Origin of the sequence: Rhodococcus sp. NPDC056506 (assembly GCF_042794945.1) — a bacterium.
GTDB lineage: Bacteria > Actinomycetota > Actinomycetes > Mycobacteriales > Mycobacteriaceae > Rhodococcus_F.
Window position 1 is genome coordinate 24,829 of record NZ_JBHTSW010000004.1, and the last position, 20,982, is coordinate 45,810.

Annotated in this window: 17 protein-coding genes and 1 riboswitch; of the genes, 5 read left to right on the plus strand and 12 right to left on the minus strand. The window is 62.2% G+C overall.

The features are described from left to right. The first annotated feature begins 7 nt into the window (after positions 1–7). The 3 genes from ACFQ6H_RS05540 (at position 8) to ACFQ6H_RS05550 (ending at position 4,267) form a co-directional block, all read left to right on the plus strand. The gene (locus ACFQ6H_RS05540) at positions 8–1,201 is read left to right on the plus strand and encodes an MFS transporter (RefSeq protein ID WP_378644565.1); all 1,194 of its coding nucleotides are present in this window, start codon (positions 8–10) and stop codon (positions 1,199–1,201) included. A 12-nt stretch (positions 1,202–1,213) separates the two neighbouring features. Then, entirely contained in the window at positions 1,214–1,729 is a 516-nt protein-coding gene (locus ACFQ6H_RS05545; protein ID WP_378543081.1) for a hypothetical protein, read from the plus strand. 114 nt (positions 1,730–1,843) lie between these two features. Next, on the plus strand, positions 1,844–4,267 hold the full coding sequence (locus ACFQ6H_RS05550) for an ATP-dependent Clp protease ATP-binding subunit (RefSeq protein WP_378644568.1): 2,424 nt from the start codon (positions 1,844–1,846) through the stop codon (positions 4,265–4,267). 49 nt (positions 4,268–4,316) lie between these two features. Here the strand turns inward: ACFQ6H_RS05550 and ACFQ6H_RS05555 are convergent, their stop codons facing one another. The 5 genes from ACFQ6H_RS05555 to ACFQ6H_RS05575 all read right to left on the minus strand — a co-directional run bounded on the left by ACFQ6H_RS05555 (position 4,317) and on the right by ACFQ6H_RS05575 (position 10,313). Then, entirely contained in the window at positions 4,317–6,209 is a 1,893-nt protein-coding gene (locus tag ACFQ6H_RS05555; RefSeq protein ID WP_378644571.1) for an FAD/NAD(P)-binding protein, read from the minus strand. A 176-nt stretch (positions 6,210–6,385) separates the two neighbouring features. Next, positions 6,386–7,576, minus strand: coding sequence for a fumarylacetoacetase (fahA, locus tag ACFQ6H_RS05560; RefSeq protein ID WP_378644574.1), 1,191 nt, complete (start codon positions 7,574–7,576; stop codon positions 6,386–6,388). Beyond that, positions 7,573–8,442, minus strand: a complete 870-nt coding sequence (locus ACFQ6H_RS05565; RefSeq protein WP_378644577.1) for a hypothetical protein — start codon at positions 8,440–8,442, stop codon at positions 7,573–7,575. Before ACFQ6H_RS05565 ends, fahA begins: the two co-directional genes overlap by 4 nt. Then, entirely contained in the window at positions 8,439–9,638 is a 1,200-nt protein-coding gene (locus ACFQ6H_RS05570; protein WP_378532145.1) for a homogentisate 1,2-dioxygenase, read from the minus strand. The genes ACFQ6H_RS05565 and ACFQ6H_RS05570 overlap by 4 nt, the downstream gene beginning before the upstream one ends. 108 nt (positions 9,639–9,746) lie before the next feature. Beyond that, positions 9,747–10,313 carry a MarR family winged helix-turn-helix transcriptional regulator gene (locus ACFQ6H_RS05575; RefSeq protein ID WP_378543091.1) on the minus strand — a complete coding sequence of 189 codons (567 nt, stop codon included), beginning with the start codon at positions 10,311–10,313 and terminating at the stop codon, positions 9,747–9,749. Between the two features lie 403 nt (positions 10,314–10,716). On the opposite strand from ACFQ6H_RS05575, the gene ACFQ6H_RS05580 reads away from it, so the two are divergent. Beyond that, positions 10,717–12,315: an ABC transporter substrate-binding protein gene (locus ACFQ6H_RS05580; RefSeq protein WP_378644580.1), complete on the plus strand. Its 1,599-nt coding sequence runs from the start codon at positions 10,717–10,719 to the stop codon at positions 12,313–12,315. A 59-nt stretch (positions 12,316–12,374) separates the two neighbouring features. On the opposite strand, the gene metE is transcribed toward ACFQ6H_RS05580, so the two are convergent. From metE to ACFQ6H_RS05615, 7 genes are all read right to left on the minus strand, one after another. Further along, the gene (gene metE, locus ACFQ6H_RS05585; protein WP_378644583.1) at positions 12,375–14,639 is read right to left on the minus strand and encodes a 5-methyltetrahydropteroyltriglutamate--homocysteine S-methyltransferase; all 2,265 of its coding nucleotides are present in this window, start codon (positions 14,637–14,639) and stop codon (positions 12,375–12,377) included. 158 nt (positions 14,640–14,797) lie between these two features. Further along, positions 14,798–14,999, minus strand: a riboswitch (cobalamin riboswitch). Positions 15,000–15,102: 103 nt separating this feature from the next. Then, positions 15,103–15,540, minus strand: a complete 438-nt coding sequence (locus ACFQ6H_RS05590; protein ID WP_378532153.1) for a helix-turn-helix domain-containing protein — start codon at positions 15,538–15,540, stop codon at positions 15,103–15,105. A 216-nt stretch (positions 15,541–15,756) separates the two neighbouring features. Next, positions 15,757–16,386, minus strand: a complete 630-nt coding sequence (locus ACFQ6H_RS05595; RefSeq protein ID WP_378446171.1) for a response regulator — start codon at positions 16,384–16,386, stop codon at positions 15,757–15,759. Next, the gene (locus tag ACFQ6H_RS05600; RefSeq protein WP_378644586.1) at positions 16,383–17,426 is read right to left on the minus strand and encodes a sensor histidine kinase; all 1,044 of its coding nucleotides are present in this window, start codon (positions 17,424–17,426) and stop codon (positions 16,383–16,385) included. Before ACFQ6H_RS05600 ends, ACFQ6H_RS05595 begins: the two co-directional genes overlap by 4 nt. Positions 17,427–17,507: 81 nt before the next feature. After that, the gene (locus ACFQ6H_RS05605) at positions 17,508–18,302 is read right to left on the minus strand and encodes an ABC transporter permease (RefSeq protein ID WP_214883687.1); all 795 of its coding nucleotides are present in this window, start codon (positions 18,300–18,302) and stop codon (positions 17,508–17,510) included. After that, positions 18,302–19,276, minus strand: coding sequence for an ABC transporter ATP-binding protein (locus ACFQ6H_RS05610; RefSeq protein ID WP_378644589.1), 975 nt, complete (start codon positions 19,274–19,276; stop codon positions 18,302–18,304). Before ACFQ6H_RS05610 ends, ACFQ6H_RS05605 begins: the two co-directional genes overlap by 1 nt. A 45-nt stretch (positions 19,277–19,321) precedes the next feature. After that, positions 19,322–20,269 carry a DMT family transporter gene (locus tag ACFQ6H_RS05615; RefSeq protein ID WP_378644591.1) on the minus strand — a complete coding sequence of 316 codons (948 nt, stop codon included), beginning with the start codon at positions 20,267–20,269 and terminating at the stop codon, positions 19,322–19,324. Between the two features lie 68 nt (positions 20,270–20,337). On the opposite strand from ACFQ6H_RS05615, the gene ACFQ6H_RS05620 reads away from it, so the two are divergent. Then, complete coding sequence (locus tag ACFQ6H_RS05620; protein ID WP_378644593.1) at positions 20,338–20,883, plus strand: CGNR zinc finger domain-containing protein; 546 nt, start codon at positions 20,338–20,340, stop codon at positions 20,881–20,883. Positions 20,884–20,982: the final 99 nt, after the last annotated feature.

Consider the following 20,982-nt stretch of genomic DNA (forward strand, 5'->3'; position numbering starts at 1 on the left):
CGGGACTGTGACTTCTGACGGGACTGCGACTTCGGCACTGGCGGAGACCGATTCCGTCCGGACACTACCGCTTTCCGGGTTGTCGGCACTCGCAATGGCAGGTTTCATCGCGATCACAACCGAAACCATGCCGGCCGGACTACTGGTGCAGATCGGGTCAGGACTGTCCGTATCTGTCTCCGGCGCCGGGCAATTGGTCACTGCATACGCGTTGGGCTCTGTCGTCGGGGCTGTACCGCTGATCGCAGTGACGCGGGGATTGCGACGGCGCGCGGTCCTGGTGTCGGCGATTGTAGGGTTCGGTGTCTTCAATCTGGTGACAGCGCTGTCGTCGAATCTTGTTCTCACCTTGGGTGTTCGGTTCCTGGCGGGCATGGCGGCAGGTGTGGTGTGGGGATTGCTTGCCGGGTACGCACGTAGGATGGCGCCCCCTCACCTGCAGGGGCGGGCCGTTGCGGTTGCCTCAGTCGGACAGCCGATTGCGTTGGCAATCGGCGTTCCGATGGGGGCGTGGCTCGGGACCTTGGCCGATTGGCGCGTCGTCTTCGCCTTGATGTCGGGTTCTGCGCTACTTCTGGTGGTGTGGATACTCGCAGTGATGCCGGACTTTCCCGGGCAACAAGCGGATCGGCGGCTGTCGGTGCGGAAAGTCCTGGTCTTGCCGGGCGTACGACCGATTCTCCTTGTCGCGTTCTTGTGGATCCTCGCGCACAACATTGTGTACACGTATCTGGCGGCGTTCCTGGATCGCATCGGTTTCGGCGATCGGTTGGGAATCGTCTTGTTCGTGTTCGGACTTTTCGCCTTCGTGGGCATCGGTGTGGTCGGGGTGCTCGTCGACCGGGCGCTTCGAAGCCTCACCGTGTTGAGCTTGGTGGTCTTTGCCGCAGCTTTGACGGCCTTGGGTGTCGGCGGCGAGAACTTCGCAGTGATCGCACTCAGCGTTGCAGTATGGGGTGTGGCATTCGGAGGCGCTCCCACTCTCCTTCAGACTGCGCTCGCGGAAACGACGGGTGACGCGGTGGACACTGCACAATCGGTTTTCGTGACGATCTTCAATTCGGCGATCGCAGCGGGTGGCGTCGTCGGCGGCCTGATCTTGGCGAACAGGGGTGCGGGAGCGTTGCCCTTGGTGGCGCTGGTGCTCATCGTGGTCGGTGTTCTTGTGGCCAGTGTCCGACAAATTGGACATCGCTTGTGATTCACTTCACGCATGCGGAAGTCATTGTCGGTGGTTGCGCTGGTTGCTGCTTGGTTTGTCGCAGGGGCGATGCCTGCGGGGGCGGCGGATGCGAACTGGTCCGGTGATTACTCGCTCAAGCGCTTCGCCGCGACCAAGACGGGTACAAGTCTGGCCGCCGGCCAATGGGAGCCGGATTTCTCCGATACGTACACGTTCGAGACGGACTGCTCGGGCGGAGTGTGTGTTGCCACTGTGGTGGGCGGGCCGGCTCCCGCCAATCCGACTCTGCCGCAGCCGGCGCAATACACCTGGGACGGAACCAGTTGGGTGCACCCCTATGACTGGGAGTGGGATTGCTACCAGGGTGAGGGTGTACCCAAGGTGTGGGCGCCGGCACACTCGGACGCGTACTACACACCTCAGCCCGATGGCAGCCTGAAGGGTTCGTGGCGTACCGACATCAAGAGTGGTCCCTGCGAGGGGTCGGTGATCATGCACATCGAGGCGTACCCGGTCGGTCGATCTACCGGATCTTTCGGTAGTTGAGAACGATCTTCGTCCCGAGTGTGTTGAAACAAATCTGAGCCCACGGGAATTGATCGAGCCCCATGCACGTTAATTGAGTCAGTAACGCTCAACTTTCTGCAAGGAGGCTTCGGAATGCCAGCATTCTTCGGGCCCGAGGGTCCCGGTCGCATCGATATTTCCCGGCTCATGAGCAGGGCCACCCAGCAACTCATGGCTGACGCTGCACGCGTAGCGGCTGCTCGCGGTGATTCGGATCTCGATGCACTGCACGTTCTCCGCGTCATGGCGGAGCAGGATCCGGTCCGCACGCTCATGCAGCGCGCCGGAGCCGACCCGAAATCCGTGGTCGACGCCGTCGACCTGCGACTGCCACAAGGCCGTGAGCAGGGTGCATACTCAGCTCCCGCGCTCAGCAGCGCCGTCAAAACTGCTTTACTCGAGGCACATCAACTGGCCCGAGCCCTGGGATCGACGTACATCGACCCCGAACATCTCTTCATCGCACTGGCCGGTGACCCCGATCATGTCCCGGGTCGCCTGCTCGCTTCCGCCGGTATCACGCCGGAGAAGCTGCAGGCCGCTGTTCAGAATCCCGCGGCCGGTCCAGTGGAGGACGAGTCCACCACTCCGACGCTCGACAAGTACGGCGTCGATCTCACCGATCGGGCTCGCAACGGCGGCGTCGATCCGGTGATCGGCCGCGCCGACGAGATCGAACAGACCATCGAGATCCTCTCCCGCCGTACCAAGAACAACCCGGTCCTGGTGGGTGAGGCCGGCGTCGGCAAGACTGCCATCGTCGAAGGGCTGGCCCAGCGCATCGTCGACGGGGACGTCCCGGAATCGTTGGTGGGCAAGAAGATCGTCCAGCTCGAACTGTCGAGCATGGTTTCGGGTACCCGCTACCGCGGTGACTTCGAGGAACGGCTGACCAAGGTGATCGACGAGATCACCGCACACAAGGACGAGCTGATCGTCTTCATCGACGAGATGCACACCATCGCCGGTGCAGGCGGCGGTGCCGAAGGCGCGATGGATGCCGGAAACATCCTCAAGCCCAAGCTCGCTCGCGGTGAACTGCACATCGTCGGCGCCACCACGCTCGACGAATACCGCAAGAACATCGAGAAGGATTCCGCGCTCGAGCGGCGCTTCCAGCCCGTACAGGTCGGAGAGCCGTCGATCGAGGACGCGATCGCCATCTTGAGCGGACTGCGCAGTCGCTACGAGGATCACCACAAGGTGCACTACACCGACGAGGCGATCACCGCTGCGGTGGAGCTGTCGGCACGGTACATCGGCGACAGGTTCTTGCCGGACAAGGCAATCGACCTGATCGACCAGGCCGGCGCCAGGCTCCGTTTGAGGACGGCCACCGTAGACACCGCTGCCCTGCAGCAGCGTCTCGAGCAGCTCGAGAGCGACAAGGAAAAAGCCGTCGCCGACGAGTTGTACGAGAAGGCGTCTACCCTTCGTGACGAGATCAACGGCGTCGCAAAGCGTCTCGAGAAGGCGGGATCCTCGGTTCCTTCGGAGGAAACTCCGGACGTGACCGCTCAGCAGATCGCCGAAGTTGTCGCTCGCGCCACGGGTATTCCGGCCAGCCAGATGACTCAGGCAGAGAAGGATCGCCTGCGCCGTCTGGAGGAGGAACTGCACGGTCGGGTCATCGGACAAGATGATGCCGTTCGCGCCATCGCTCGTGCGGTGCGTCGTAGCCGGACAGGTATGAGCGATCCTGATCGCCCCGTCGGCAGCTTCCTGTTCCTCGGGCCTACCGGTGTCGGTAAGACGGAGCTCGCAAAAGCTCTGGCTGCCACACTCTTCGGTGACGAGAACAAGATGTTGCGCTTCGACATGAGTGAGTTCGGGGAACGCCACACGGTCAGCCGATTGGTCGGTGCTCCTCCCGGATACGTCGGCTACGGCGAGGCAGGACAGCTCACGGAACAAGTGCGTCGTAACCCGTACTCGGTGATTCTGCTCGACGAGATCGAGAAGGCGCACCCGGACGTGTTCAACACTTTGCTCCAGGTACTCGACGACGGGCGTCTGACCGATGGCCAGGGTCGCACGGTGGACTTCAAGAACACCGTAGTGATCATGACCAGCAACCTCGGCTCGGACATCATCTCGAGCAAGTCCGGTGGACTCGGCTTCACCACAGGTGATGCAGAGTCGGCGGAGAAGCCACTGCGCGACCGCGTGATGGCCAGGTTGCGCGAATCGATGCGGCCGGAGTTCCTCAACCGCATCGACGAGATCGTGATCTTCCGCAAGCTCGACACCGAGCAACTGCACCGGATCACTGATCTGTTGCTTGACGACAGCCGGAAGCGGTTGCAGTCCAAGGGCATCGAGATCGAGTTCACCGCCGACGCGGTGGACTGGATCGCCGAGCACGGGCACCAGCCCGAGTTCGGGGCCCGGCCGTTGCGCCGCTCGATCCAGCGAGTGGTCGACGACAAGATCGCCGACATGCTGCTCGACGATCTCCTCGAAGAGGGTGGCAGCATCACCGTCGCGGTTGACGAGGGTGAGTTGGTGTTCAGCTAGGGGCACAGCCCCCGTGAGCGGTTAGGGAGTCTCTGGGCTCCTTAACCGCTCACAGGCGCGCAGCGCCCAAAATCTCCGCCGCCAGAGCGTCGTTGTGCCGGAAGAACCCTGCATTGGTGCGCGGGCGAGGGAACGCCGCCGACCAGTTGTGTCCGGCAACCCACGGCCCAGCAGCAAAGCGGCGAGGATGAGCAGTGTTGTCCTGATGAAGAATTCGCGACGTGCCGTCGACGGCGAGCTTCGCAGCACTGTCGGCGGTGGCGCGTAGTTCGACTGCCTCGCCCCGCCCGTGAAGTGTCCGCAGGAGCGAGTCACCGCTCGCGCTGATGGAAGCGACCGGCAAGCGTGCCTCGACGAGGGTATTCGCGGCCACGATATCGGTGTGCGACGCACTGCGAGCGACAAAGATCCCTGCTCCCGTTGCCGGGTCGATCTCGGTGGAGAACACCGAATCCGGCCCGAGGAACTGGACGATGCCGGCCTCGTTGAGGGCGACCAACTGTTCCAGACGCTCGGGCGGCGGACCACTGGCAATGAAGCTGAAGAACGAATGTAGCCAACCCTCGACGTCCTTGGCTACGGATTCGGCCGGGATTCTGCCGCGCCGCAACAATTCTCCGACAGTCATGTACGTCGACAGCAGCGCTGAGAAGACAGCTGCGTCGGCGCTGAAATACGGGTCCGACCGGCGTGCGACGTCTGCCGAGATGTATTCGGTGATCCGAGATTGGACCTCGGCAAGTCCGTCGTAGCGCTCACCGCCGAGTGGGCGGTTGAGCCGTTCGAGATCGATACGGTCTTCCGGCTTCGGGACCGCGTTCTCGACCAGTTCCTGCAATCGAGGCGATCCCCAAGCCAGCGAGGCGAATTCGGTGTCGAACTCCTCCCAGGTGCCCACCGTCCGATCCGGGTGCGAGGCGAACAGTTCGTGATAGTGGGCGCCTGCCAGTTCTTTCGACGCGAGCGGCCAGATGTCGTTTCGGAAATCCAAAGGCCCGTCGCCGGGAACAAGATCAGCGGTGAAGAACCGCGGTAGCGGTGGCCGGGCGTCAGCGATCGAGTACGAGATCTTGGAGTGATACGGCACGCCGCGACGAGATCCGGCATACAACAATGGTTCCCGACCCGAGGGAGCGTAGGTGAGGGCGCCGTCGTCACCGCGTTCGAAAACGCCGCCGCGGCTCTCGGCGAGTAGAACCATCCAGTCGATGAAAGCCAACCCGAGTCCGGCGATCAGTACCGGCTCGCCTGCTGGAATGACATCGGCGTCGAGGTCGGCGGTGTATCCCGGACCTACATAGGTCAACCCGTGCTCCGACGCGAAGCCGCTCAGTGAGGTTTCGCGCGGAGCAGCCAACGCATCCGGGTGCCCCTGTGCAAGAAGGACGGCCGTCGCCTCTATGACAACGCCGTCGTCCAGATGAACATTCTGTACTTCGCCCACGTTCACGATGTCGACCACGGATCGTCGATGAACCCGAACATCGACGTGCGCTGGAGCAGAGTCGACCGCGGTCTGGAACACCCAGTTCAGGTACCGGCTCTGCAATGACCTCGATGCAAACGACGACGGCGTGACGGTCGGCACTTCTGCCGCGATTTCAGGGAAGTGGGCAAGCTCTGCCGAGTTCTCGGCGACCCATTCCGCGAGCGTCGGACCCGGAAGTACCGGACCGGTCACTGCGGTGGTCTCGTCGGTGAACATGGTGACGTCTGCGGTCGTCGAATTCATCCACAGAAGCGGCGCCTGGCTGCCTCGCCAAATACGGCCGGCACCTGCCGGATACGGGTCGACAACATGAATGTCGATCGGTGTGGGATCGGCGTCCACCGATTCGTGAGCGAGGATCCGCTCGAGTACGCCGGTACCGCGGGGACCACCGCCCACGATCACGATGACAGTTGCTGTCCCCACTGAGGTACGGGGTCGATCGCCGGGCACGAGTCCTCCATCGGACCTGGCAGAAAGCACCCGCACCTCAGCTGAGGGGGTTGCTGCGACGTCACGGAGCCAGGACTCTCGATCGCTCTGGATGGTTAGTCCAGCTTATCTTCGGAGAATCGTGAGGCAAGGAATTCCGGACATCAGATCAGCGTGAATCAAACAGTTGTCAATCGCTATCTTCCGGTTTGAGTTGCAGGCAGGATCCGAGCGTGAACATCCCCGAAGCCGATTCGTGAACCGCCGACGCCGGGAGCGGTGGCCGAGATGGCGATGGTGTCGCCGTCTTCGAGAAAAGTACGGGTCTCGGAGCCCACAGCCACAGGTTCCTTGCCACCCCACGTCAGCTCGATGAAGGCGCCCCGCTGATCTCTGTCCGGTCCGGAAATGGTTCCGGACGCAAAGAGATCGCCGGTACTGGCCGCCGCGCCGTTGATAGTGGTGTGCGCGAGCATCTGCGCCGGCGACCAGTACATCTGCGAGTAGGGCGGTCGCGAGACGACGTGGCCGTTCCATTCGACGGCCAAATCGATGTCCAGTCCCCACTTCTCCTCACCGCGCAGGTAGGAGAGCGGTTCGGGGTCCTGCACCGGAGTGTCGATTCGGGCTGCTTCGAGGGCGAGCAACGGTACGACCCACGGCGAAATGGACGTCGCGAAGCTCTTCCCCAGGTTCGGACCGAGGGGGACGTACTCCCACGCTTGGATGTCTCGCGCAGACCAGTCGTTCACGACGACAGCGCCGAAGACGTGCTCGGCGAATTCGTCCGGGGTGATGGAATCGCCCATTTTCGAGGGAGTTCCGACGATGAACCCCATCTCGGCTTCGATGTCGAGGCGACGAGACGGTCCGAAGTCCGGGCTTTCCTGATCGGGTGCCTTCCGCTGTCCGCAGGGACGAACGATGTCGGTGCCGGAGACGACGATGGTGCTCGAGCGCCCGTGGTATCCGACGGGAAGGTGCTTCCAGTTCGGCATCAAAGGCGCGGCGTCGGGACGGAATAGCCGTCCGAGGTTGGTTGCGTGATTCTCCGAGGCGTAGAAGTCGACGTAGTCGGCCACGGCGATCGGCAAGTGCAGTGTCACCGCGTCGACGGAAAACACTGCATCCGAGTCTATTTCACCGGTCACGAGTTCCGAGATCCGGTTTCGCACAGATATCCACTGATCTCGGCCTAGGGCCATGAATGCGTTCAGGGTCGGTTCGGAGAAGACGGAATCACCCAGTGTGGCTGCGAGATCGACCACCGAGTCGGCGACCCGTACACCGATGCGCGGCGACCCTCCCGCGGGGGAGAAGACCCCGTACGGCAGATTGTCGAGCCCGAACAGTGAGTCGGCGGGAATGTCGATGGTCGTGACGGTCATACGAGTGTTCCTTCGGTTTTGTCGGAGCGGACGATCAATCCGAGCCCTTCTAGCTCGGTGAGAGGGTCCGAGATGCTGCAGGTACCGAACGAGAGGAATCGGCGACGCACCTCGCCGGCCTCGGGCTCGGTCAATCCGGCCAGGATTCGCGCGATTGAATCTTGATCACGCTGCGCCAGTGCGGCAACAACTTCCGAACGACCGGCGCCCCGTCTCGCAGCATCGACGGCCACCATGATGTTGAGGAAGCCGTGTTGCTCGAAGCCTGTTTCCGGATCGGTGTTGCGCACGCCGTGGTGCAGTCCCGCGGTTGCCTTGAACGGGATATTTGCTCGGACAACCGATATCACCGCATCTGCGAGCTCTTCCTCGTCCGGGTACGCCTCGGCGACAATCCCGCCGGTTCGAAACTTTGCGGAGTACCCGGCAGTTTCGAGAGCTGTCAGATAGTCCGCGCGCCGATCACCGCGGGGTACCTCGACAAAAATATCGACGTCGGGATGAGCGGCATGGACACGAGCGAGTTCCTCGAAGGCCGCATCGGCGTCCAGCCCGTCAGGAATTCCCACCTCGACGGCGGCGACGTGAACGCCACGGATGGCGAGCGCATTCGACAGCGCGGCCGCTGTATCGGCTGGGCCGGCCGGCACGGTCAGACTCAGCGTCACCGGGTTGTCTGCCGAAACATACGCGGCCAGTTCGCTCAATCGCGGTGCGGGAAAGACGAAGGGCCCGACCAGTGCGTCGTAGTCCGCCTGCAGGTAGGCGCCGTGGGCCGAAACTGCCTCGGCGAGAGGAGCATTGCCGGGTGGGAAGAGTGCTGCGTCGTCACACAGGCCGCGAAGGAGGGGAGAGATGACCGTCATTGCTGCGGCCCCCGTCCCGCCCAACTCCAGGCGTAGGCACCGTCTTCGCAAGCCAATGCCCCCTCGCCCAATTCGAGCGGCCGGAACGTATCGACCATCACGGCCAGTTCGTCGAAGAACTCGGCGCCGATGCTTCGCTCGTACGCGCCGGGTTGTGGGCCGTGAGCGTGGCCGCCGGGATGAATCGATATCGATCCCTGCCCGATGCCGGAACCCTTGCGTGCCTCGTAGTCACCGCCGCAGTAGAACATGATCTCGTCCGAGTCGACGTTGGAGTGGTAGTACGGCACCGGGATCGACAGGGGGTGGTAGTCGACCTTGCGCGGTACGAAGTTGCAGATAACGAAGTTGTTCCCCTCGAACGCCTGATGTGCCGGCGGCGGCTGGTGAACGCGGCCCGTGATCGGCTCGTAGTCCGAGATGTTGAAGGTGTACGGGTACAGGCAGCCGTCCCAGCCGACGACGTCGAAAGGATGCGTGGGGTACACCATTCGGGTTCCGACGATGCCTGCCGACGTACGGTGCTTGACCAGTACCTCGACGTCGATGCCTTCGGCGATCATGGGCGCGGTCGGTCCGTGCAGATCTCGCTCGCAGAACGGTGCGTTCTCGAGCAGTTGGCCGAAGCGGGAGAGATAGCGCTTGGGCGGGACGATGTGACTGTTCGCCTCGATGGCGTAAGCGCGGAGTGGCTTGTCGCCCTTGGGGATCCACCGGTGGGTCGTGGACATCGGGATCAGGACGTAGTCACCCTCGCGGGCGTCGAGCGTGCCGAAGACGGTCTCGACGGTAGCCTCGCCGGACTCGACGTAGACCATCTCGTCACCGATTGCATTGCGGTACAGGGGGGATGGTGCGGAAGCAACCACGTAGGAGAGTCGGACATCGGCATTGCCGAGTATGAGACGACGGCCGGTTACCACGTCGGTCTCGTTCCAGATGCTCTCGGGGAACAGTGCATGGAGTTTCAGATGGCGGGGTTTGAGGGGGTGGTTGGGCGTGGTGCTTTGGTCGCGCAGTTCCCAGACCGTTGCGTCGACGATGGCCGACGGAATTTCGCGGTGGTAGAGCAGCGACGAGTCGGAGGAGAAACCTTCCTCACCCATCAGTTCTTCGTAGTAGAGGTTGCCCGACTCGTCACGGTGTTGGGTGTGACGTTTCGGTGGAATGTTGCCGAGTTGTCGATAGAACGCCATGACGGGGCTCCTTCTGTGCTGTTCTGCCTGGCTCACATCCACCAGATAGTAAATACATTAACTAAAATGATGTGATGCGTGCAACCCTCGAGACGGTGTTGATTCGCGTCAGTTACGCCCGCGTACGTCGAATTGGCTGCGGTTGGTGATCAGTTTGTCCAGGAGCATGACAAGGATGCGCTGTTCGGCTTCGCTCAGGACGCTGACCCAGGCGTGCTCGCGTTCGTTTTGCTCGCGAAATGCCTCGACCATGGCTTCCCGGCCCTTGTCGGTCAGGTACAGCTGGACAGAGCGTCCGTCGTTCTCGGTGGGGCGGCGATCGATCAGTCCGTCTGCCAGCAGGGACTTGGACAGGTTGGAGACCGCGGCTCGACTCATCCCGGTGAGCTCGGCGGCAGCCTTCGGCTCGATCGGTCCGGCGAGCCAGGTGACGAACAATAGTCGGAACGACGACCATGACCAGCCGCGAGGGCGGTGGATCGACGACTCGAGATCGTAGGTGACGACGTTGGAGGCTCGATTGAGCGTCAGGAGTACCTCGGTGGCCAGCTGATCGCGAAAGCCGTGTTCGGTGGCCAGTCGCTTGTTGGCCAGTTCGATGAACGACCAGAAATTCAGTTCGCCGACGGTTGCCTGGTCATCGGTTGCCTGGTTGTCGGTCGTCGGGTCATTCATGGCCTAACCCTAGCGTGATCGCGTGGTTCACCACTTAATTAATGTGTGTATTACTTCTCTGGACTGTGACGAACCTTGACGACTCGGAAATTCGAGCGCTGTTCCGAACGATCGTGATTGCGCAAGGCGGAGACGACGGCAGGCGGGAGATCGAGCACCCTTCGTGGTGGGATCAGTTCGCCGAGGCGCAGTGGAAGGCTCGACGATGCCATCTGGTTGGTGTTCAGCGGACCAGAGTCATCTAGAATTCGATTCTCTTTTCCTCGTCAATATTGTGAATCATCGTCTCAGCTTTGCGAAATCGCAGACACAGAATGAGTCCTTACCTAGAATTCACTCACAAATCTGTCGGGTGTTGGATCCATGAGATCGACGTGTCCGTGAACTGTGAAAGTGAGTCGCAATGAAGCGCTCGTACCGAGCTCGCGCTCGAATCTGGATGGTTGTCCTGGCGTCGGCGACACTGGTGGTGACCGGGTGTGCGAGTAGCGGCCAAGGTACGACCACGGATGCATCGGACGTGACGGCCGGAGTTGTCGGCGACCAGAACGACGGGGGAGAGCCACGCTCGGGTGGCACGGTCTCGTTTGCGACGTACAACGGAATCAGCAGTCTCGACCCAGCAGACCGTCAGGACGGCGGCGCTACCGGTGGTAGCGAAATGGCAGCCATTTACGACCTTTTGATGCGCTTCGACACCGCTGCGGGAGAATATGTTCCCCACATGGCGCAGTCTTTGTCTGCCAACGACGACAACACGGTGTGGACACTGAAATTGCGCGACGGTGTCACCTTCAGCGACGGCACCGCGATGGACAGTGCAGCAGTGTTGTGGAGCATCGATCACTATATGCAGAAGAAGGGAACTCACGCGCTGGTGTGGAAGACCGCTGTGCGCGAGATGAATTCACCGGATCCGAGTACGGTCGTCTTCACCTTGGCGCAGCCGTGGGACGAGTTCCCGATCATGTTCACCACTGGCCCCGGCATGATCGTCGCACCCTCGTCGATGGCAACCGGCACGTTCGTCCCGGTCGGGGCAGGCCCGTTCACCGTCGAGAAGTTCGCTTCCCAGGACGAATTGGTGCTCGCTGCCCGTACGACGTACTGGGACGGGGCGCCGTATCTCGAGAAGTTGCGCTTCCCGGCAATTGTCAACGAGAAGAGCAAACTGGAGGGCCTACACACCGACGGAATTCAGGTTGCCTATCTGAAGTCTCCCGATTTCATTCACGAGGCTTTCGAAGCCGGCGATCCAGGATTTGTGTACTCGGCCAGCATGGCCGGAGTCCTGGCGATCAATCAGCGCGACGATCGGGCGGCGAAGGACGAGCGTGTGCGAAAGGCGATCGTCGCTGCGGTGGATCCGAATACGTTCAACGAGCGGGTTCAAGGCGGCTTCGGTGAACCTGGCACCGACATGTTCGCGTCGTGGTCGCAATGGCACGGTTCGGTGGCGGGAAACGGTTTCGATCCCGAGGCTGCGAAGAAGTATCTGGCCGAGGCGAAGGCCGACGGTTACGACGGAAAACTGACCTACGTCGGAATGAACGACCCGGCGACGCAACGCAGCGCGCTGACGTTTCAGTCGCTCTTGCAGGCAGTGGGTTTCACGGTCGACATCACCTACGCAACCAGCATCAACGATCTGATCTCCATGCTGTATGCCAAGCACGACTACGACGTGTCCTACTTCGCGTTCAACGTTCTCGAAGAGTCACCGTTCGTGCGTATGTACGGCAATCTGTTCAGTGAGTCGCCGTCGAATATCCTCGGCTACAAGAACGCTCGGATGGACGAGTTGCTCGGCAAACTGCAGACGGCGTCGGGGGAGGAAGAGCGTCGAGCCGTCATCGACGACATCCAGACAGTAGTCAACGAGACGGCGCCGATGGCTGTGGTCAACTCCGGCAAGGTCTTCATTCCGTGGCGCGAGAACGTGCACGGAGTGACGCCGAGTGCGGACGGAATTCTGCTCTTCGGCAATACGTGGTTGAGCTGACCCCCCGTGCGCCTTTTTGGTAGTGCCCACTACCAAAAAGGCGCACAGGGGCTTTGCCCCTAAAGCTCCGCTCGGACCAACTTCGCGGCTTCGACGAGGTTACGCAGCGACGCTTCGACCTCGACCGGGCCGCGGGTCTTCAAACCGCAGTCCGGATTGACCCACAACCGTTCGACTGGAACGGCTTTGAGTGCTTCGCGCAGTGACTCGGCGATCTCGTCGACGCTCGGCACACGCGGTGAGTGGATGTCGTAGACGCCCGGGCCGACGCCGAGGTCGAACCCGACCGAACTGAGATCGTCGAGCACCTCCATGTGTGATCGCGCCGCCTCGATGGACGTGACGTCCGCGTCGAGACCGGCAATGGCACCGATCACCGCTCCGAACTCGGAGTAGCACAGGTGGGTGTGGATCGCGGTGGAATCTGCGACGCCCGAGGTGGCCAACCGGAAAGCGCCGACGGACCAGTCCAGATAGGCGGGCTGGTCTGCCGCACGCAGCGGGAGTAGTTCACGTAGTGCGGGCTCGTCGACCTGGATGATTCCGATACCGGCGGCCTGCAGATCGACCGTCTCGTCTCGAATGGCCAGTGCGACTTGATTTGCCGAGTCGGCAAGCGGTTGGTCGTCGCGGACGAAGGACCAGGCAAGGATGGTGACGGGCCCGGTCAGCATGCCCTTGACCGGCTTGTCGGTCAGCGACTGTGCGTACGTGATCCAGTCGACGGTCATCTGCTTCGGACGCGAGACGTCGCCGTACAGAATCGGCGGACGCACGCAGCGGGTGCCGTACGACTGGACCCACCCGTTGGCGGTGGCGAAGAACCCGTCCAACTGTTCCGCGAAGTACTGGACCATGTCGTTGCGTTCCGGCTCACCGTGAACAAGGACGTCGAGATCCAGCTTTTCTTGGAGCGCAACAACTTCGGCGATCTCGGCGCGCATACGGTCGACGTACTCGGCTTCGTCGATCTCGTCCTTGCGCAGCGCCGCGCGAGCGATGCGGATCTTCGACGTTTGCGGGTACGAGCCGATGGTTGTCGTGGGGAGCGGCGGAAGAGAGAGCAACTCGTCCTGGGCCGCACGGCGTTCGGCGGCGGGTGCGCGACCGGTTGCCGAGTTCAGAACGGCGTCGAGACGGCCTCGAACACTCGCGTCGTTGAGTCTGCGATCGTCCTTGCGGGTCGAGGCGGCCGCTCGTGCCAGAGCGAACTCGTCTTCCACCGATTCTCGGCCCTGTGTGAGAGCGGTTGCGAGAGCAACTACTTCCTTGACCTTCTCGGTGCCGAACGCGAGCCACGAGCGCAGTGCCTTGTCGACCCCGGCTTCCGCGTCGAGCGTGTACGGAACGTGCAGCAGAGAGCACGACGTCGAGACGGCAAGCGTATCGACGCTTCCCAGCAGAGCGCCCAATGTGCTCAGTGCCGAGTCCAGATCCGACCGCCAGATGTTTCGTCCGTCGACCACTCCGGCGACGACCAGCTTGCGGGCGAGTTCAGGTACGGAGCCGATCGAATCCTGACCGGCCACCAGGTCGACGGCAAATCCTTCGACGCCGGTCGAAGCAAGTGCGGGCAACGCGTCACGCAGCGAACCGAAGTACGACGCCAACAGAATCGACGGTCGCTCCGAAAGTGCCGAAAGCTGTTCGTACGCAGCGCGTGCCGCTTCGATCTCCTCGTCGGTGCGATCGCCCACGAGTGCCGGTTCATCGAGCTGGACCCACCCTGCACCGGCCTTCGCGAGCCGGCCGAGTAGGTCCGCATAGAGGGGGAGTAGTTCGTCGAGCCGCGAGAGCAGCGGCTCGTCTGTGCCGACAGCCTTCGAGAGCAGCAGGAAGGTAACCGGTCCGATGACGACCGGGCGGGCTGCAATGCCGTCGGAAAGCGCTTCTGCCAGTTCGGACAAGACCTTGGACGGGTCGAGTTCGAAAGTGGTGGACGGTGAGATCTCCGGCACCAGGTAGTGGTAGTTGGTGTCGAACCACTTCGTCATTTCCAGCGGCGCAATGGTGTCCGTCCCACGGGCAGCTGCAAAGTAGCGGTCCAACGGATCGGCGACGGGCGCGACGCGATCGGGTAGTGCGCCGAGAAGAACTGCGGTGTCGAGCATCTGGTCGTAGAAGGAGAAGGTGTTGACCGGGATTGAGTCGAGGCCCAGGTCACGGAGGTCGGCCAAGCCCTGCCGACGGAGGTCACGGGCCACGCTCTGCAAGGCGTTGGCGTCGATGCGCCCCGCCCAGTAGCTTTCGGTTGCCCGCTTGAGTTCTCGATGAGGACCGATGCGCGGTGAGCCCAGCACGGTCGAAGTGAATGTCGTTGTCACGGAGTTTCTCCAGATTGCCAATGCATTGATGGCCACTGCCGGCAGACGGGTACACCTCACGAGACCTCGAGTTTCGGCGGGCAGCACTGCCCGCACCGCACACGAGGTCCGATGGAGATCTACACGCCCATTCCACGAGGCGGTGGACCGTCGGGCACGGCGTGCCCGACACAGTCGGCAGGTCTTCGGACTCGCGGGCACTCGATCGAGTTGGATCGAACCTACTGGCCGTCGCTTCCCAGGCGGATGCCCAGTGCACATAAACGGCGGTCGTTCCTGCTTACCGCTGCGGGACAGTCCCGGATTTTCACCGGGTTCCCTCTCACTCCGACAGCTTGCGCTGACGGGGCTTCGACGCCGGGAACGGTCTTCGGGGCTCCTCATGACCGTGCCGGGCGAACCAGCTGCATCGACCAGCATAAGGCCAACCCTCCCTGAGCGGTCAAGGAGAGTCGACGAAGCACTAGGCGCGAGACATGTAGGAATTCGAGTCCGGTGGTACGCGCGGAAGATTCTCCGAGGAGCGCAGATTTTCCGCCATTTCCACGAGCAGATCCTGCGACGACGGTGAGAGGTCGACGACTCGCGAGGTGAGGTTTCGCAGCCGCACGTTGTGCAACTGTTCGAGCAGAGAAAGGTCAGCTTCGCCACCGGAGATGGCGGGCGGAGTGTGGTCGGACGGGGCGTAGAAGTAGTCCGGATGGACGTTGAAGAAGTGCGCGAGGGCGGCAACCACTTCCGGTGACGGATTGGTTCGGACGCCGGTGCGCAGTTGTGACAGATACGGAGTCGAAATGCGGCAACCGAAATCGGTCATGCCGCGAACGACCATCGCATTGGTGACGTGAAAGTCGGCAGTCTCGAACAGCGAGTTCAATCGATCGTTGAACTGGTTCGACATGAGACGCCCCTTCCCCGTTACACAGGCTCCGTCAATTCAATTAACTGCATCATAGCCAGTTATCGAACGATTAGCTGTTTCGGACTTGCGTGACCGGGTAGTTTTCCGGGCAAATCCCTAGGGTATAAGGTCCCTACTTTGAGTGATCTGGACAAATTGCCATCGATGAACGAGCGGCGAACTATTTGCCGGGAAGCGGGTTCTCTCCCGTTCTGATCAGAGCCAGCCGTTCGACTCGGCAATCCTGACGGCTTCGGCACGGGTCGTGGCACCGGTTTTACCCATCGCGGCCGACAGATGATTTCGAACCGTTCCCGGGGAGAGGAAGAGTTCCGCCGCGATTGCCGCCACGGGCGCGCCGTCGTGTGCGGCCCGAAGGACTTGGGTCTCACGTTCTGTTAGGGGCGACTCGCCGCTGACGAGGCTGTCGGCCGCAAGGGTGGGATCGACGACGCGCAATCCGGCGTGGACACGTCTGACGGCGTCGGCAAGCTGCCTGGCGGGCGTGTCCTTGACGACGAACCCGCCGGCCCCGGCGTGCAGGGCTTTGCGAAGAAATCCGGGACGTCCGAACGTGGTGACGATCAGGACTCGGGTGTCGGGTGCTGCCTCGCGAAGGGCTGCCGTCGCGGCGATCCCGTCCATGCCAGGCATCTCGACATCGAGAAGCGCGACATCCGGGCGGTGCTCGAGAACTGCGGCCACTACCTCGTCACCGCGGCCGACCTCGGCCACTACGGACAGGTCGGATTCCAGATCGAGCAGCGCGGCCAGCGCTCCTCGCACGAGTGCCTGGTCGTCCGCCAAGAGCAGCCGTATGGATGCCCGCTCGCCCTGGTTGCTCACACTTTCTCCTGTTCGACTACCTGAAGTGCAAACCCCTGCGGCTGGGGATGAGTGATGATCACTCGAGCGCCCGACGCACCGGCTCGCTCTCGCAATCCGATCAGACCGTTGCCGGAAGACACCGACCCGGCCCCGTGTCCGTCGTCGACGACAGTCGCGCTTTTCTCGTCGACCGTGATCCGGCAGTGTGTTGCCCCGCTGTGCCGAACCACGTTGGTCACGCCCTCGCGGATCGTCCATGCGAAGAGTTCACGAAGCCGCGTAGGAACCATATCGGTACTGCTCGGCACCTCGTCGTCGATCCCTGCCGCACGCAATGCCTCTCGCGCACGGGCTATCTCGACGGGTAGCGAAATCCCACGAAATCCTTCGACTGCCGAGCGGACGTCTGCCAACGCGTCGCGAGAGAGTCTTTCGAGGTCGTCGAGTTCGCTGCGCGCGCGTTCGATGTCCACGTCCAGTAAGCGGTTGGCCAACTCGGCTTTGATCGTGATGACGGTCAGTGAGTGCCCGAGTATGTCGTGCAGATCACGCGCCATTCTCGTTCGCTCCTCCATGATCGCTTGCCGCTCCTGCTCTTCGCGTTCATGGAGCATGGCGAAGTTACGGCTGATCAGGGACATGATTCCCCACGTCGCAAAAGCGGCCGCGCAGACACCGAGTGAGAGGCCGGAGTAATTTCCCCACCCTGACGAGAGGCTCACTATCTCCACGGAGGCCGCGAACACCAAGGCGAAAATGCCGCCCGCGACGGTCGGGAGCAGCGTCACCGCTGTCACCGCGAGATAAGGGGCCGCTGCCAATCCCGTCGGCCCGACGCTGACGATCATCACGGCGGCCAACGCGGTCAAGGCGGACAGAGCCAGTGCAGCTTCGCGAATCGTCGGCCGAGTCATTGTCATTCGACGCCGCTGCTGCGTTGTGGCGAAGGTGTAGAGGTAGAGGGCACTGAAGGCGATCGTCGCGAGAATCCCTGTCCAGCCGCGCAGTTCGTCGCGTAGATTCCATCCCTCGATCAGCGGCCCGCCGAGAAATACCATCCAGACCGCCGCGAAGAGAACGCCGAAACGATTCCGCCGCGGGAGCGCGACGGAATCTTCTCGGTCAGTCGTTTGCGACAACTACACACGCTCCGTATCTCGTTGGAAACGCCAGATCGCTCCGCCGGCGAAGATGGCGAACCACACCAGGATATTGACGATCCAGGTCCAGTGAATGCTATTGCCCGTCAACGGTGCGTGGGCGAGGGCGTTGATGCCGAACATCGGGGTGAACTGTGCGATGGTCGCCCATACGGAACCGTCGGTGAGTGGTACGAAGAGTCCGCCGCCGAATGCGAGCAGAGCCAGTCCTGGTCCGAGCAACTGCATGACGTTCTCACTGGGGAGTAGGTACCCCATGAACAGGCCGAAGGCCGCGAAGATCGACGATCCCAGCCAGGCGATCAATGCCGTTGTGAACCAGAGTGATCCGTCCATCTGCGCTGAGGTGAACGCGCCGACGACGTAGACCACGAGAATCGAGACGAGACCGAGCAGCATCGCCATGATCAGTTTGACGGCGATGTAGGCCACCGGCGTCAGGGGAGTCAGCCGAAGTTGTCGGCTCCATCCCGACGCCCGTTCGATCGAGACCATCGCTCCGCCGCTGGTAGTGGCCAGCATCGCGCCGTACAGCGCCATGCTGATCATGATGTACGCGGCGACATTGCCATGCCCGATCCCGTGATCGTCGTCGCCTTGACCGAGACCGAAGACGAGGAAGAAGACAACCGGCATGACGAGCGTGAAGATCATCGTGCGCCGATTGCGGGTCAGACGACGGAATTCCAGTCGCAGAAGCGTCGTGTTGAATCCGCCGAGAGGTACGACGGTTCGCTCGGCTCCGTAGGTGTTCGGTTCGGTTGCAGTGGTCATCACTTCTGTCCTTCGGAGTTGTTCGACGTGAGTGCGATGAAGGCGTCTTCGAGACCGCGGGAGACGATTTCGAGATCGCGAGCCTGCGTGTTGGTCAACAGGAACCGTGCAACGGCGTCGGTGTCACCCGAGTGCACTAGCAGTGACTCGCCACGCACCTCGACGGCGTCCGAGTTCGGTATCGCGCGCAGGAGTTCGTCTGTGATGCCGGGGACTGTCGCACGCAGGGTCCGTCCGGACGCCATGGACTTGACCTCGGCTGTGGTCCCGTCTGCGACCACGGTGCCTTGCCGGACCAGGATGATGCGGTCGGCGTAGACATCGGCTTCTTCGAGGTAGTGCGTCGCAAAGAGCACAGTGCGACCGTGATCGGCGTCGGCGCGGATGGCGGACCAAAAGTCCCGTCGCCCTTCGACGTCCATGCCGGTGGTCGGCTCGTCCAGAATGAGCAATTGCGGGTCCGACAGCAACGCCATCGCAAATCGTAGGCGTTGTTGTTGTCCGCCCGAGCATTTGCTGACGAGGCGATCGGAGATGTCGAGGATTCCGGCTCTCCCCAGCACCTCGTCGACCGGACGGGAATGGGCGTACAGACTGGCGGTCAGCTGTACGGTCTCGGCCACTGACAGTTCTTTGAGCAGCCCGCCGGTCTGCATGACTGCGGACACGAGTCCGCGCGCGATCGCAGATCGAGGTGACATTCCGAAGACGCTCACCTCGCCCGACGTCGGCCGGGACAGGCCGAGAATCATGTCGATGGTCGTGGTCTTGCCTGCGCCGTTCGGGCCGAGGAACGCGACGATCTCGCCGGGGCGGATGCTCAGGTCGATTCCCTTGACTGCGTCGACGGTGCCGAAGCTCTTGCGAAGTCCGGTCAACCGGACGGCGTCGTGTGTCGATCCTTCACTGAGTGGATGCAGTGCCTGTGGTGAATGCCATGCCTGTGGTGAATGCCGTGCCTGTGCTGAGGTCATACATAGAATCTGCTCGCTTCGAGGACGTGAGCCCTCGTCCGTCCGTCATTCTTCTGCCATGACATTTGTCATCGGGTCGGCCGGTATCTGTTTCGGTGCAATCTGGCCGAGTCGGGCGAGGACCAAACCGGCGATGATGGCTGCACCGCCCGCAGCTTGTAGTGCGGTGACGGACTCCCCGACCAGGATCCAGGCGGCGACAACCGCACACAGCACTTCGGTCAGCGCTACCAGGGATCCGATGGTTGGTCCCAGGACCGTGATCGCGGCGATGCCGGTGAGATAGGCGATGACGGTGCTGACCAGGACGAGAACCGTTACCGGCAGCCACACGCCCACCGAGTGTTCTGCCACGACGGTGTTAGAGGCCGAGAACTGGAAGGGGAGGATGCCGACGAGTCCGAGGGTGCCGATGACCAGTGCGCTGACGGTGAGCCCGGACGCCGCGAGTACAACGGGATGGAGGTCGCCGTCCGCGCGCTCGGAAATGACGAAATAGACTGCAAGACAGGCAGCTGCCGCCAATCCCCAGGCGACGCCGACGGCACTGATCTCCGCCGATCCGAAGACGTCGATCACCACGGCGGCACCGATCAGGGCAACCGCTGCACCGAGAAGTGTCTGCACACTCGGGCGCGCGCCTTTGGTGATCCACACCCACCCGATGACGATGATCGGTGCAAGGTATTCGAGAAGCAGGGCGACTCCGACCGAAAGATGTTGCACGGCATTGAAGAAGCACAGTTGAACGCCCGAGATCGCGAACACCCCGTACAGCAGTACCGTTCGCGTGTGGGCGCTCACCTGGCGTAGGCGATTCCACTGGGTGGCTACTGCGATCACCATCATCACCAGTGCGCCGCCGGCAACGCGCGCGAATACTGCGCCGCCGGGGGACCACCCTGATTCGATGAGAGATTTCGCGAACGGGCCCGATACGCCGAACGTTGCCGCGGACAACAGAGCGAAGATCAAGCCGTTGCGAGAGTTCACGTCGTCACCCGTCAGGAGTAAAAGCGATTACGATGCTGACATTAGGTTGATACAGCTCAGGAGTCAAAGTGCATTTTGCTGGTGACACGGAATCGGCGCTCGTCTTCGCTGCCTCGTTGGTCAACACGGACCGCGGCGGGGCCGAACTGCTTCCGGATCAAGAGGAACTGACACGGTTTCTCGACGCGGATCACTGGACCGGCAGGCGGGACGGCACGCTGGAGGAATTGACGGCGGTTCGTGCACTGCGTCCCAGGCTGCGACAGTTCTGGGAAGTTGCGGGAGTGGACAACGCCGTCGAGGTGGTGAACACTCTGTTGCTCGAATCGGGTGCGCGGCCGCGGCTCACCAGGCACGACGACCTCGGTTGGCATCTGCACGTCACCGCCGACGATTCGCCGCTGGTGGACCGGATGGCCGCAGAAGCGGCGATGGGTGTGCTCGATCTGATCCGAACCGACGAATTCTCGAGACTGCGATGGTGTGAGGCCCCGGACTGCGGCGCGGTCTTCGTGGATCTGTCGCGCAATCGTTCGAAGCGATACTGCGACACCGGAAACTGTGGGAACAGGGCACACGTCGCCGCCTATCGTGCCCGCAGATCCGGGGCGTAACCGAGTGGTGGAGGGTTAAGACCAGGCTGAGTGAATACCTTGTCGGGAGCCAGGATCGGTCTAGCGTTGTGAAGTCGGAACAGATTTCGCGAAGCCAGG

Coding starts and splice junctions, on each gene's coding strand:
- ACFQ6H_RS05610 (WP_378644589.1), bottom strand. CDS start 19,276: ATGACCTCAGCACAGGCACGGCATTCACCACAGGCATGGCATTCACCA.
- fahA (WP_378644574.1), bottom strand. CDS start 7,576: ATGACCGTCACGACCATCGACATTCCCGCCGACTCACTGTTCGGGCTC.
- ACFQ6H_RS05545 (WP_378543081.1), top strand. CDS start 1,214: ATGCGGAAGTCATTGTCGGTGGTTGCGCTGGTTGCTGCTTGGTTTGTC.
- ACFQ6H_RS05580 (WP_378644580.1), top strand. CDS start 10,717: ATGAAGCGCTCGTACCGAGCTCGCGCTCGAATCTGGATGGTTGTCCTG.
- ACFQ6H_RS05605 (WP_214883687.1), bottom strand. CDS start 18,302: ATGACCACTGCAACCGAACCGAACACCTACGGAGCCGAGCGAACCGTC.
- ACFQ6H_RS05565 (WP_378644577.1), bottom strand. CDS start 8,442: ATGACGGTCATCTCTCCCCTCCTTCGCGGCCTGTGTGACGACGCAGCA.
- ACFQ6H_RS05590 (WP_378532153.1), bottom strand. CDS start 15,540: ATGTCGAACCAGTTCAACGATCGATTGAACTCGCTGTTCGAGACTGCC.
- ACFQ6H_RS05550 (WP_378644568.1), top strand. CDS start 1,844: ATGCCAGCATTCTTCGGGCCCGAGGGTCCCGGTCGCATCGATATTTCC.
- ACFQ6H_RS05575 (WP_378543091.1), bottom strand. CDS start 10,313: ATGAATGACCCGACGACCGACAACCAGGCAACCGATGACCAGGCAACC.
- ACFQ6H_RS05570 (WP_378532145.1), bottom strand. CDS start 9,638: ATGGCGTTCTATCGACAACTCGGCAACATTCCACCGAAACGTCACACC.
- ACFQ6H_RS05600 (WP_378644586.1), bottom strand. CDS start 17,426: ATGGTATTTCTCGGCGGGCCGCTGATCGAGGGATGGAATCTACGCGAC.